Origin of the sequence: Bradyrhizobium sp. Mp27 (assembly GCF_029953005.1) — a bacterium.
In the GTDB taxonomy this organism is placed as follows: Bacteria; Pseudomonadota; Alphaproteobacteria; order Rhizobiales; family Xanthobacteraceae; genus Bradyrhizobium; species Bradyrhizobium barranii.
The window spans coordinates 1-12,704 of sequence record NZ_JASAUS010000177.1 but is presented as its reverse complement, the minus strand read 5'-3'; the positions used below and the strand labels follow the sequence as shown (position 1 = coordinate 12,704).

General features: G+C 64.8%; 10 protein-coding genes. 5 read left to right on the top strand and 5 right to left on the bottom strand.

Annotation, left to right across the window (positions count from 1 at the left end; all coding sequences use genetic code 11):
- Positions 1-270, bottom strand: a 270-nt coding sequence (locus QJT78_RS43455; RefSeq protein WP_281460622.1) for a 2-dehydropantoate 2-reductase N-terminal domain-containing protein, incomplete at its 3' end; no start/stop codon positions are given.
- A gap of 192 nt (positions 271-462) precedes the next feature.
- Between QJT78_RS43455 and QJT78_RS43450 the strand changes: the two genes are divergently transcribed.
- The 3 genes from QJT78_RS43450 (at position 463) to QJT78_RS43440 (ending at position 5,663) form a co-directional block, all read left to right on the top strand.
- Positions 463-1,530: an acyltransferase family protein gene (locus QJT78_RS43450; RefSeq protein ID WP_028154253.1), complete on the top strand. Its 1,068-nt coding sequence runs from the start codon at positions 463-465 to the stop codon at positions 1,528-1,530.
- 207 nt (positions 1,531-1,737) lie between these two features.
- Positions 1,738-4,785, top strand: coding sequence for a DNA polymerase I (polA, locus tag QJT78_RS43445; protein ID WP_028154252.1), 3,048 nt, complete (start codon positions 1,738-1,740; stop codon positions 4,783-4,785).
- A gap of 242 nt (positions 4,786-5,027) precedes the next feature.
- Entirely contained in the window at positions 5,028-5,663 is a 636-nt protein-coding gene (locus QJT78_RS43440; protein WP_038945222.1) for a LysE family translocator, read from the top strand.
- 161 nt (positions 5,664-5,824) lie between these two features.
- Here QJT78_RS43440 and QJT78_RS43435 read toward each other — a convergent pair whose 3' ends face one another.
- Complete coding sequence (locus tag QJT78_RS43435; RefSeq protein ID WP_028154158.1) at positions 5,825-6,451, bottom strand: glutathione S-transferase family protein; 627 nt, start codon at positions 6,449-6,451, stop codon at positions 5,825-5,827.
- 171 nt (positions 6,452-6,622) lie between these two features.
- Between QJT78_RS43435 and pyrE the strand changes: the two genes are divergently transcribed.
- Positions 6,623-7,186 (top strand): orotate phosphoribosyltransferase, encoded by a 564-nt coding sequence (gene pyrE, locus QJT78_RS43430; protein WP_014491354.1) that lies wholly within the window; start codon positions 6,623-6,625, stop codon positions 7,184-7,186.
- Between the two features lie 203 nt (positions 7,187-7,389).
- The gene (locus QJT78_RS43425; protein WP_240537797.1) at positions 7,390-8,205 is read left to right on the top strand and encodes a DUF2865 domain-containing protein; all 816 of its coding nucleotides are present in this window, start codon (positions 7,390-7,392) and stop codon (positions 8,203-8,205) included.
- A 137-nt stretch (positions 8,206-8,342) separates the two neighbouring features.
- Here the strand turns inward: QJT78_RS43425 and QJT78_RS43420 are convergent, their stop codons facing one another.
- The 3 genes from QJT78_RS43420 to QJT78_RS43410 all read right to left on the bottom strand — a co-directional run bounded on the left by QJT78_RS43420 (position 8,343) and on the right by QJT78_RS43410 (position 12,486).
- Entirely contained in the window at positions 8,343-8,774 is a 432-nt protein-coding gene (locus tag QJT78_RS43420; protein ID WP_028154160.1) for a hypothetical protein, read from the bottom strand.
- A 320-nt stretch (positions 8,775-9,094) separates the two neighbouring features.
- The gene (gene pdeM / locus QJT78_RS43415) at positions 9,095-9,793 is read right to left on the bottom strand and encodes a ligase-associated DNA damage response endonuclease PdeM (RefSeq protein ID WP_049807998.1); all 699 of its coding nucleotides are present in this window, start codon (positions 9,791-9,793) and stop codon (positions 9,095-9,097) included.
- Between the two features lie 116 nt (positions 9,794-9,909).
- Positions 9,910-12,486: a ligase-associated DNA damage response DEXH box helicase gene (locus QJT78_RS43410; RefSeq protein ID WP_028154162.1), complete on the bottom strand. Its 2,577-nt coding sequence runs from the start codon at positions 12,484-12,486 to the stop codon at positions 9,910-9,912.
- Positions 12,487-12,704 lie beyond the last annotated feature (218 nt).

The following is a 12,704-nucleotide window of genomic DNA, read 5'->3' as shown; positions in this document are numbered from 1 at the left end:
GCGGCGCGACGGCGTGCCGACCGCGATGAAGACGGCATCGGCGTCCGCGACCGGCTTCGACAGATCGGTGGTGAAGTCGAGCCGCTTGGCCTTCACATTGGTCGCGACCAGCTCGTCGAGGCCGGGCTCGTAGATCGGAATCTCGCCGCGATGAAGCGCCGCGATCTTCTTCTCGTCCTTGTCGACGCAGGTGACGTCGTGACCGAAATCCGCAAAGCAGGCTCCGGACACCAGTCCCACATAGCCCGTTCCGATCATCGCGATTCGCATGAAAAACCCTGCTCCAGCTTGGTTAACGAAACCCCAACTCGAGCGGTTTAGCATTTTCCTGAGGGGAGAGAACAGCCCGGATGCAAAAACCGGCACGCGAATTGTACCGGTAAAGAAACCTTAAACCGCAAGGCTTTACACTGCACCACGCCGGCACAGAGCCGGGCGGACCGCGCCTCGAAACGGGACACCATGGCTTTATCAGGCACAATCGCCGCGAGCGGGCTTTCCAAGGCCCCCTCGGCCGCGCGTGTCGACTGGGTCGACTATGCCAAGGGCATCTGCATCGTCATGGTCGTCATGATGCACTCGGTGCTGGGGGTGGAGATCGCCGCCGGCCAGACCGGTTTCATGCATGTCGCCGTGGCCTTCGCAAAGCCGTTCCGGATGCCGGACTTCTTCCTGATTTCGGGCCTGTTCCTGCCATTGGTGATCGATCGGGACTGGCGAACCTATCTCGACCGCAAGGTGGTGCATTTCGCCTATTTCTATGTCGTCTGGGTGACAATCCAGTTCGGCTTCAAGGCGCCGGCCTTCGCGGCGGAAACGAGCTGGCGCGAGGCCGGCCTGCTGTATCTGGAATCCTTCGTCGAACCGTTCGGCACGCTCTGGTTCATCTACCTTCTGCCGATCTTCTTCGTCGTCACAAAATTGACACGGCGAGTCCCGCCGCTGGCGATCTGGCTCATCGCTGCCGCGCTGGAGACGGCGCGCATCTCGACCGGCTGGACCGCGATCGACGAATTCTGCGCACGCTTCGTCTATTTCTATTCGGGATATCTGTTTGCGCCTTACGTGTTCGCGCTGTCCGATCGCGCGCGCAACCATCCCGCACTCGCGCTGGCGGCGCTTGCGACCTGGGCGCTGGTCAATGCCGGCCTCGTCACGCTCGGCGCCAGCGAATGGAGGATCGTCTCGCTCGCGCTCGGTTTCACCGGGGCCTGCGCCATCATCACGATGGGCACGCTGCTCGCCCGCGCACAGTGGTTGAACTTCTTTCGCTTCTGCGGCGAGCATTCGATCGTGATCTACCTCGCCTTCTTCCTGCCGATGGCGGCGACACGAACGCTGCTGCTGCGCACCCACATCATTGCCGACATCGGCACGGTGTCGCTGATCGTCACCATCGTCGGCGTCATCGGATCGCTCGCGATCTGGTACGTCGCGATGCGGCTCAATGCCCGCTTCCTGTTCGAACGGCCGGAGACGTTCTGGATCGCGCCGAAGAAGGCCGGGCCAGTGTTGCAGGCGGCGGAGTAGCCGCCCTCTCGGTGTCGTCGCCCGGCTCGACCGGGCGACCGAAACGCCAGTGATCGAGCCGAGAAGCCGCGGCGTACTGGATTCCCCGCCTTCGCGGGGAATGACAGTTGTGGATGCGGGGAACGACAGTGGGGATAGCGGCACCAGCGGCCCAAAAATCCCCCGCTCAAGGCTGTCAATGCCCGCAAAAATTCATACATTGCGGCCATGCCCAAAACATCCCCGAAGACCGCTGCCAAAGCCGACACCAAACCCGCTGCTGACAAGCCTGCTGCCAAACCGGTTGCGGCGAAGGCGGCCGGTAAGGGCGACCACATCTTCCTGGTCGACGGTTCCGGCTACATCTTCCGCGCCTACCACGCGCTGCCGCCGCTGAACCGCAAGTCCGACGGCTTGCAGGTCAATGCCGTGCTCGGCTTCTGCAACATGCTGTGGAAGCTGCTGCGCGACATGCCCGAGGACAACCGCCCGACGCATCTGGCGATCGTGTTCGACAAGTCGGAAGTCACCTTCCGCAACAAGATCTATCCCGAGTACAAGGCGCACCGGCCGCCCGCGCCCGATGATCTGATCCCGCAATTCGCGCTGATCCGCGAAGCCGTGCGCGCCTTCGATTTGCCCTGCCTGGAACAGGGCGGCTTCGAGGCCGACGATTTGATCGCGACCTATGCGCGGCAGGCCAGCGATCGCGGCGCCCACACGACCATCGTGTCCTCCGACAAGGATTTGATGCAGCTCGTGAACGACAAGATCATGATGTACGACACCATGAAGGATCGCCGCATCGGCATTCCCGAGGTAATCGAGAAGTTCGGCGTGCCGCCGGAGAAAGTCGTCGAAGTGCAGGCGCTGGCCGGCGATTCCACCGACAACGTTCCTGGTGTCCCCGGCATCGGCATCAAGACCGCCGCGCAGCTGATCGTCGAATATGGCGACCTCGAACAGCTTCTGTTCCGCGCCACCGAGATCAAGCAGCCGAAGCGGCGCGAGGCGCTGATCGAGAATGCCGAGAAGGCGCGGATTTCGCGCCAGCTGGTGCTGCTCGACGACAAGGTCGAACTCGACGTGCCGCTGGACGACCTCGCGGTGCACGAGCCCGACGCGCGCAAGCTGATTGCCTTCCTCAAGGCGATGGAATTCACCACGCTGACGCGCCGCGTCGCCGACTATTCGCAGATCGATCCCGCCAATGTCGATGCCGATGCGTCGAACAGCAGCGGCGCCAGGGCCGGCGGCGACGCGGCCAGGGCAAAGACGTCAGAGACCTCCGGCGATCTTTTCGCCGTTCCAGCCGCGACCGCAACGGGCGGCGACAAGGGCGATAGGTCGGCCGGTCTCAAGGGCGCGCCGATTTCACTGGCCGCCGCGCGCGAAGAGGCGCTGCGCAAGTTGCCGGTCGACCGCAGCAAATACCAGGCGATCAAGACGCTCAAGGAGCTCGACGCGTACGTCGCGCGCATCCATGACGCCGGCCATGTCGCGATCGAGACGAGAGCCAACTCCATCGATCCGATGCAGGCCGATCTGTGCGGCATCGCGCTGGCGCTGGCGCTGGCGCCGAACGATGCCTGCTACGTGCCGCTCGCGCACAAGCAGTCCGGCGGCGGCGCCGGCCTGTTCGACGCGGGTCTCGCGCCGGACCAAGTCAAGCATGCCGACGCGATCGAAGCGCTGCGGCCGGTGCTGGAATCGGCGGGCATTCTTAAGATCGGCTTCGACGTCAAGTTCACCGCCGTGATGCTGGCGCAGCACGGCATCACGCTGCGCAACGCCGACGATGCGCAGCTGATCTCCTATGTGCTCGATGCCGGCCGCGGCTCGCACGCGATCGAAGCGCTCGCGGAGCGCTGGTTCGGCCACGCCATGCTGAAGGAGAGCGAGCTGCTCGGCAGCGGCAAGGGCAAGATCACCTTCGACCAGGTGCCGATCGACAAGGCCACACCGCTGTCGGCGGAAGGCGCCGACATGGCCTTGCGCGTGTGGCGCGTGCTGAAGCCACGCCTCGTCGCCGAACACATGACCGCCGTCTACGAGACGCTGGAACGGCCGCTGGTGTCGGTGCTCGCGCGCATGGAGCGGCGCGGCATCTCGATCGACCGCCAGGTCCTGTCGCGGCTATCAGGCGACTTCGCCCAGACCGCGGCGCGCGTCGAAGCCGAGATCCAGGAAATCGCGGGCGAGCCCGTCAATGTCGGCAGCCCCAAGCAGATCGGCGACATCCTGTTCGGCAAGATGGGGCTCTCCGGCGGCACCAAGACCAAGACCGGCGCGTGGTCGACGACGGCGCAGGTGCTCGACGAGCTCGCCGAGCAGGGCCACGACTTCCCGAAGAAGATCCTGGAGTGGCGCCAGGTTTCGAAACTGAAATCGACCTACACCGACGCGCTGCCGACCTACGTCAACCCGCAGACCCATCGCGTCCACACCACCTACGCGCTGGCCGCGACCACGACGGGCCGGCTGTCGTCGAACGAGCCGAATCTGCAGAACATCCCGGTGCGCACCGAGGACGGCCGAAAGATCCGCCGCGCCTTCATCGCGACACCCGGGCACAAGCTCGTCTCCGCCGACTATTCGCAGATCGAGCTGCGGTTGCTCGCCGAGATCGCCGACATTCCCGTCCTCAAGCAGGCGTTCAAGGACGGGCTCGACATTCACGCGATGACGGCCTCCGAAATGTTCGGCGTGCCGATCGAGGGCATGCCGAGCGAAATCCGCCGCCGTGCCAAGGCGATCAATTTCGGCATCATTTACGGCATCTCGGCATTCGGTCTCGCCAACCAGCTCGGCATCGCGCGCGAGGAAGCCTCCGCCTACATCAAGAAGTATTTCGAGCGCTTCCCCGGCATCCGCGCCTACATGGACGAGACACGCGACTTCTGCCGGAGCAACGGCTATGTCACCACGCTGTTCGGCCGGAAGATGTACTATCCCGACATCAAGGCTTCGAACGCCTCGGTGCGCGCGTTCAACGAGCGCGCCGCGATCAACGCGCGGCTCCAGGGCACCGCCGCCGACATCATCCGCCGCGCCATGACGCGGATGGAGGACGCCCTGGTCCAGAAGAAGCTGACGGCGCAGATGCTGCTCCAGGTGCACGACGAACTGATCTTCGAGGTGCCTGACGCCGAGGTCGCGGCGACGCTCCCGGTTGTGCAGCACGTGATGCAGGACGCTCCGTTCCCGGCCGTGAACCTGTCGGTGCCGCTGCACGTCGATGCGCGCGCGGCGAACAATTGGGACGAGGCGCATTGATGTCTCCACCAGTACAGTGTCGTCCCGGCGAACGCCGGGACCCATAACCACAGGATCGAGTTAGACGAAGATTGCCCATGACGATCCAGCCTCAAACTCCTCCCTGGGGGTATGGGTCCCCGCTTTCGCGGGGACGACCTTGGGGTGAGATGCGGGACTCGAATTGTCCTCCGTGCAATTGCGCGATGGCTCCGCCGCGCGGCGCATATTAGAACCGTGCCATCTCCCACACCGGTTCACCCATGCCCCACACCTCCGCCCTGCTCGGCTTCGCCCTCGTCTGCCTTGGTCTCGTGCTCACGCCGGGGCCGAACATGATCTATTTGATCTCGCGCTCGATCACGCAGGGGCCGGCGGCCGGCATCGTCTCGCTCGGCGGGGTGGCACTCGGTTTCGTGTTCTACATGCTGTGCGCGGCGTTCGGCATCACCGCGCTCTTGCTCGCCATTCCCTTTGCCTATGACGCGCTGCGTTTCGCCGGCGCGGGCTATCTGCTGTGGCTGGCCTGGCAGGCGGTGAAGCCGGGCGGACGCTCGCCGTTCCAGGTGAAGCAGCTTGCGATCGACAGCCCGCGCAAATTGTTCGCGATGGGCTTTGTCACCAATCTGCTCAATCCGAAGATCGCGATGCTGTATCTGGCGCTGCTGCCGCAGTTCATCGATCCCACCGCCGGCAGCGTGCTGACCCAGTCGGTGGTGTTGGGGGCGATCCAGATCGCGATCAGCGTCAGCGTCAACGCGATGATCGCACTTGCCGCGGGGGCGATCGCGCTGTTCCTGGCGAGCCGGCCGAGCTGGATGCTGGTGCAGCGCTGGCTGATGGGCACGGTGCTGGCGGGGCTTGCGGTGCGGATGGCGGTGGAAGCGAAGAAGGTGTGAGGCGCCTTTCACCTCTCCCCGCTTGCGGGGAGAGGTCGAATTCGATCGCAGATCGAATTCGGGTGAGGGGGTACAGGTCTCACGGCCATCTCATCCGCGGAGAGATGCCCCTCACCCCAACCCTCTCCCCGTAAGAACGGGGAGAGGGAGAAGAAGAAACCTCAATCCAGCTTCGCGTCCATGCCCCGCTTCACCGCGGGACGGGCCATCAGCGCCTCATACCAGCGCTTGACGTTGGGAAAATCGGCCAGCTCAACCTTGTGGCGAGGGTGGCGCCAGGCCCAGCCAAGGATAGCAAAATCGGCAACCGAGAGGTCGCCGGCGACGAAGTCGTGGGCCTCCAACCGGCGGTCCAGCACGCCGTAGAGCCGGCGCGTCTCTGCCATGTAGCGCTTCAGGCCATAGGCGCGATCCTGCTCGTTCTCGAGCGCGATGAAATGGTGCACCTGGCCGGGCATCGGGCCGAAGCCGCCCATCTGCCACATCAGCCATTCATAGACGGGGATACGCCCGGCGAGCGATTTCGGCAGGAATTTACCGGTCTTTTCGCCGAGATAGAGCAGGATCGCACCGGACTCGAAGATGCTGACGGGCTTGCCGTCGGGGCCCTCGGGGTCGACGATCGCGGGGATCTTGTTGTTGGGGCTGAGCTTCAGGAACTCCGGCGCCATCTGCTCGCCCTTGGTGATGTTCACCGGGACCACCTTGTAGGGCAGCCCCATTTCCTCCAATGCGACCGAGATCTTGCGGCCGTTCGGCGTGTTCCAGGTGTGCAGCTCGATGGTCATTCAGGCATTTCCTTCCCCGAGATATCTGGCATCCAACTACTCCAGAAGGTTGCACCCCCACAACTGGCGGACCGGGATGGCCGATCCCTGTTGACTCGACCGGTCCCCTCTGGAATGTCGCGGCCGTCGCGGATAAATTCCGCCACCTCCAAAAAGCCCCGAGGGACCGCCGTGTCGAAATCTGCCTCCCGCGCCCGCCTGTTCGAAATCATCCGCCGGCGCTCCTTCGGCCGCGGTGACGTCACGCTCGCGTCGGGTCGCAAGAGCGATTTCTACTTCAACCTCAAGCCGACCATGCTCGACCCCGAGGGCGCGACCCTGCTCGCCGAGCTGACCTATGAGGCGCTGAAGGACGACCAGCTCGACTTCATCGGCGGGCTCGAGATGGGCGCGGTGCCGCTGGCCGGCGCGCTGGCGCAGATCTCCTGGATCAAGGGACATCCGATCGCGGCATTCTTCGTGCGCAAGAAGCCGAAGGAGCACGGCGCGAAGCTCGCGATCGAAGGCCTGCCCAAGGGCGAGACGCTCGAAGGCAAGCGCGTCGTGATCGTCGAGGACGTCACCACCACCGGCGGCTCGGCGATGAAGGCGGTGGAATCCGTACGCGAGACCGGCGCCGAGGTGGTGCTGGTGCTGACCATGGTCGACCGCGAGGAAGGCGCCACCGACACGTTTGGCGCGGCCGGTCTGCCGTTCCGCTCGCTGTACAAGGCGTCGGAGTTCCTGAAGGCTTAAGACCGCGAGACAGTTCCGGCCGTCCGTGCCAGGCGTTGCCCGGAAGCAACCATCCGCCGGAAGCTGTGCCCGGCCTTGAAGAGGTCACGGCCTCGACTTGAAATCGCCTCCGCTCAACTGCTCATTTACCATCCAGCACTATGGTGAATCATGTGCCGAGACCTCGGAAGGTTCCGGCCGGTTCAGTAGCGTCGGAGTGAGCATTGCGTACAGCCTTGTCCCATGCGCGTCGCGCGACGCTTGTGGCCGCCAGCTTGGCGGCCCCGCTGCTTGCGGCTCCCGCCCCGGCTTCGGCCGAAGGCCTGTTCGACTTCTTCTTCGGCGGAATGCAGCGGCCGCGGCCGCAGCGTGAGGTTCCGCAGCAGTCGAACTCCTTTGCCGATCCCTTCGCCAGCCAGCAGAATCCCGCAAACCCGCAATATGTGCCCCCGACACGCGCGGCGGCGGCCGGCGGCTCGGGCCCGGCCTTCTGCGTGCGCACCTGCGACGGCAAATATTTTCCGCTGATGCGCGGCCTCGCCTCGCCCGCTCAGATGTGTCAGGCGTTCTGTCCTGCCACCACGACAAAGGTCTATTTCGGCTCTTCGATCGACGGCGCCGCTTCGCAGACCGGCGAGCGCTACGCCGACAGCGAAAACGCGTTCGCCTATCGCAAGGCGCTGCGTGCCGACTGCACCTGCAACGGCCGCGAGCCGGTCGGCCTCGCCCCGGTCGATCTCGCGCTGGATTCCTCGCTGAAAGCCGGCGACGTGATCGCGACCAGCGACGGCCTCGTCGCCTATACCGGCATCCGCGTCGGCAATGACCAGGCTGCGGACTTCACGCCGGTCGCCTCCTACCCCGGACTCACCGCGCAGGTCCGCGCGCGGCTTGGCGAGATGAAGGTGGCCCCGGTGCGCGCGGAGACGGTCGCGGCAGATGCGCCGGCGTCGTCCGAGATCGTGCGCGAGGCGCTGCCTGATGTGACGGTGCCGAAGACCCCTGCACAGAAGCCGGCGAAGCGGGCGGGGCTGGACTAAGCTCCAGTCTCGTGTCCCGGACGCGGCGCGGCACGAAGTGACGCGACGCACAGCCGGGAGCCAAAATGCCGCGGGCATGGGCCCCGGTTCAGCAGCGCATCACTGACGTGCTGCGCTGCGCCCGGGGCACGAGACCGTCATCTCCCGATGATCACCCCGATCACGTTCGGCGCCGCCAGATATTTTTCCTCGATCGCCGCGCGCGCAGCGGCGCGGTTTTCCTGAGTCAGCAGGCCGCGTTTCTCGGCCAGGATCATCCAGCAGAAGCCCCACCAGTCGGTGAGCATGCCCGCCTCGCCGATGAGATCGTAACCCTGCTCGGCTGCGAAGATGCGCGCATGCGCTTCGTCCAGCGTGTCGAGGAACAGATGATCCTCGACCGAGAACAGATCGTCGCTGACGTCGTCGATGGTGTAGCCCCAGATCGACTGGCACACCGCGTTGAACTCGCGGTCGAACTGGTCGTCATCGACCGCATAGCGCCGCGCGGCCTGATGCAGCCGCGACAGCGAGCGCGCGAAATCGGCGATCCGGGTGAGGGCAAATTGATCGAAGGCGATGGTGGACATGTAGTCCTCGCAAAGTCTGACGGACGCTAGATATTGTGTCGGCAACGCGCCGAATCACAATGATATATCAAAGACTTGCTAAAGTGTTCTTAATTTGTTCCGGAACAAGGGACAAAGTCCGACTGGTGGAATCGAAAGGGGCCGCCTCGCAGCGACCCCTTTGCCGGTTGCAATCGTGTTCGGGATGAAATCCAGCCCCGGCAAGTTGGTAAGTTAGAGGTACCTATGAACTTAGGCGATTCCGGATAAGTACTGGACGTAGTCCTGTCCTATTTTCCGTTGATGCGCCCGATGGATCCGGTTCGCACGAGGCCGGAATCTCAATAACAGCGCGAGGCCGCGATGGCGTGGACGCGACGGTCACCGAGCAGATGCGCGACAAAGCCATTGCTGGGAAAGATCCTTGCGAACGCGACATCGCGGATGCTGAGACCGCCGGCATAGGCGCCGAAGGCAGGCATCACGGCGCGCATCCCATCACTGGCGAAGCAGCGGCGTTCCATCGAGCGGCCGCGTGCGGAGACGCGCGCCTTCGGATGCAGATGGCCGGCGATCTCGCCGCGCGCACCCGTCGGCTCATGACGAAATGTGATCGGGCCGATCGCGACTTCGTCAGCGATGGTCCCGCCGAGATCGCGCGGCAGCATGGGATCGTGATTGCCCGAGATCCAGATCCAGTCGCGGCCGGTCTGGAGCGCGGCAACAGCATCGCGATCGTCGGACGACAACCGCTCATGCGCGGTTCGGTCGTGAAAGCTGTCGCCGAGCGCGATGACCGTTCGGGGATTATGGCGGGAGATGACAGCAGCGAGACGGCTCAGCGTTGCCAACGTATCGTAGGGCGGCAGCAGCACACCGCGCGCGGCGAAGCTCGACCCTTTTTCCAGATGCAGATCGGAGACGACGAGCAGGCACTGCTCTTCCCAGAACAGCGCACCGGAGAGATCGGTTGCGAACGACACACTGGCGATATCCAGTGCAAGCGTTGAAGTGATCGATAGTGCCACTTGCTCCGTCATGGCCGGGCTCGTCCCGGCCATCCACGTTCTTGCCGCGGAAGCAAAGACGTGGATGCCCGGGTCAAGCCCGGGCATGACGATGTGGATGGAGTTGCGCGCACCACTGGTAAAATTCTCTACGACATCGCCTCTTTGACCAGCTCGTCGGCGGCCTCCGCCAACAGCTCGTCGCCAGCTTCGCCATAGACTGACTCGCGGCCGATTTCCAGCATCACGGGGACGGCGAGCGGGGAGACGTGATCGAGTTCTCGATGGGTGATACGGCCCTGGATGCGGGCAAGCATGGCGCCGAGACGGCGCAGGTCGAGCAGGCCGGTGGCGGCATCGGCACGGGCGGCGCGCAGCAACACGTGATCGGCCTGGTGCTTTCGCAGGACGTCGTAGACGAGATCGGTCGAGAACAGCACCTGGCGGCGGCTCTTGTCCTCGCTGGTGAAGCGCCGCTCGATCAGGCCGGAGATCAGCGCGCAATTGCGGAAGGTGCGCTTCATCAGCGCGGATTCCGCGAGCCAGGCTTCGAGATCGTCGCCGAGCATGTCGGGGTTGAACAGCGCGTCGAGATTAAGCTCGCCGTTGCGGATCATGAAGGAGGCATCGCCAAGTCCCCAGATCGCCACCGCATATTCATTGGCGACGAAGCCGAGCGGCCGGGCGCGCATCCGCTCCAGCCGCCGCGTCAGCAGCATGCCCAGCGTCTGGTGCGCGAGCCTGCCCTCGAAGGGATAGCAAATGAGATAATGCTTGTTGCCGCGTGGAAAGGTCTCGACCAGCAGCTCGCGCACGCCGGGCACACGTGAGACGTCTTTCTGCAACGACAGCCAGTCGCGCACCTGCTCAGGCAGACCGTTCCATGCACGGCGGTCGTCGAGCAGGCGCCGCACGCGCTCGGCAAGATAGGTCGAGAGCGGAAATTTGCCGCCCATATAGGACGGCACTTTCGGGTCTTTGTCGTTGGCGCGGGAGACATAGACCTGATCCTCAGCCAACGCCTCATAGCGCACGACTTCACCGCCGAATACAAAGGTGTCGCCGGCGGTCAGGCCCTCGATAAAATATTCCTCGATTTCGCCGAGCACGCGGCCGCCGCGCGCGATGACGCCGGTCGAGCCGCTGCCGGTGGAGCGCCCACGAACGAGCCGCACCTTCAGCATCGGCTCCTCGACGATGGTGCCGACATTGAGACGATAGCTCTGCCGCACCTTTGGATTGGCGACGCGCCAGCGCCCCTGCTTGTCCTGCTTGATGCGGGCGAAGCGCTCATAGGTCTTCAGCGCGTAGCCGCCGGAGGCGACGAAATCGACGACATCGTCGAAATCCTGCCGGGGGAGATTTGAGTAAGGCGCGGCCGTGAGTACCTCGCCGTAGAGATCATCGCTGAGAAACGGCTCGCCGCAGGCGCGGCCGAGCACGTGCTGGGCCAGCACGTCGAGTGCGCCGGTGCGCAAGGGCGGCGTATCCTGCGCATTCTCGGCGATCGCATCGATCGCGGCGCGGCACTCCAGCACCTCGAACCGGTTGGCCGGCACCAGCACCGCGCGCGAGGCTTCATCAAGGCGGTGATTGGCGCGGCCGATCCGCTGCATCAGACGCGAAGAGCCTTTTGGCGCACCGATATTGACGACGAGATCGACATCGCCCCAGTCGACGCCGAGGTCGAGCGACGAAGTGCAGACCACGCCGCGCAGTCTGCCCGCCGACATCGCGTCCTCGACCTTGCGGCGCTGGGCGACGTCGAGCGAGCCGTGATGCAGTGCGATCGCGAGGTTGTCGTCGTTCATGCTCCAGAGATTCTGGAACAGCATCTCGGCCTGGCTGCGGGTGTTGACGAAGACGAGCGTGGTCTTGTTCGCCTTGATCAGCTCGTAGATTTCGGGAAGCGCGTGGCGCGCGCCGTGGCCCGCCCAGGGCAGGCGTTCGCGCGTATCCAGCATCTCGACCAGCGGCGGCGCGGCACCGCCGGCGACGACAATGTCGGCGGCCGCCTGCTTCCCGCCGGGCTGCGGCACCAGGAAGCGCGCAAGCTGGTCCGGCTCTGCCACGGTCGCCGACAAGCCGATCGCGCGCAACTGCGGCGCCAGTCGCCACAGCCGCGCCAGCCCCAGCGAAAGCAGATCGCCGCGCTTGGACGTCACCAGCGCGTGGAGCTCGTCGAGCACGATACGTTTCAGCGAGGAGAACAGGAACGGTGCGTCGTCGGAGGAGAGAAGCAGCGCCACCTGCTCAGGCGTCGTCAGCAGGATATCGGGCGGATAGCGCCGCTGGCGCTGCCGCCGCGACACCGGCGTGTCGCCGGTGCGGGTCTCGACCTTGATCGGCAGCCCCATCTCCGCAATCGGCCGCTCGAGATTGCGGGCGATATCGACGGCGAGCGCTTTCAGCGGCGAGATGTAGAGCGTGTGCAGGCCATCGCTGCGGCGAACATCGCGGCCGGTGGAGACGAGGCTTTGCTTCGCCCTTCCGTCCCGTCCGACCGGCTGCGTCGAGAGCTCCACCAGCGTCGGCAGAAATCCCGCCAGTGTCTTGCCGGCGCCGGTGGGCGCGATCAGCAGTGCGGAACGATCCTCGCGCGCCTTGTCCAGCAGCGCGAGCTGATGCTCACGCGGCGACCAGCCGCGGGCCGCGAACCACGCCTGGAAGCGGTCGGGCAGCAGCGTGGCCGGCTCGGCCGGGATTTTGAGGATGCGGGGCGGCACGGCATCACAGGTAAGCCGTGGGGGTGGGTTCGTCGAGGGGGTGGGGATGTGAATAGCGGGGCGCCGCTTTTCCCTCTCCCCTTGCGGGAGAGGGTGGCTCGCCGCGACAGCGGCGAGACGGGTGAGCGACTGTGTTCGCTGTCAAGCGGGTTGCCATGGTGTTTTCGTCCTGATCATGACGTTGAGGATGGTCAGCAGCTTGCGGGCGACGGCGATCA

Excerpts from the sequence above, each read along its gene's own strand:
- QJT78_RS43420 (WP_028154160.1), bottom strand. The coding sequence starts at position 8,774 with ATGTCCACCATCGCCTTCGATCAATTTGCCCTCACCCGGATCGCCGAT.
- QJT78_RS43440 (WP_038945222.1), top strand. The coding sequence starts at position 5,028 with ATGCCCCACACCTCCGCCCTGCTCGGCTTCGCCCTCGTCTGCCTTGGT.
- QJT78_RS43450 (WP_028154253.1), top strand. The coding sequence starts at position 463 with ATGGCTTTATCAGGCACAATCGCCGCGAGCGGGCTTTCCAAGGCCCCC.
- pdeM (WP_049807998.1), bottom strand. The coding sequence starts at position 9,793 with ATGACGGAGCAAGTGGCACTATCGATCACTTCAACGCTTGCACTGGAT.
- QJT78_RS43435 (WP_028154158.1), bottom strand. The coding sequence starts at position 6,451 with ATGACCATCGAGCTGCACACCTGGAACACGCCGAACGGCCGCAAGATC.
- polA (WP_028154252.1), top strand. The coding sequence starts at position 1,738 with ATGCCCAAAACATCCCCGAAGACCGCTGCCAAAGCCGACACCAAACCC.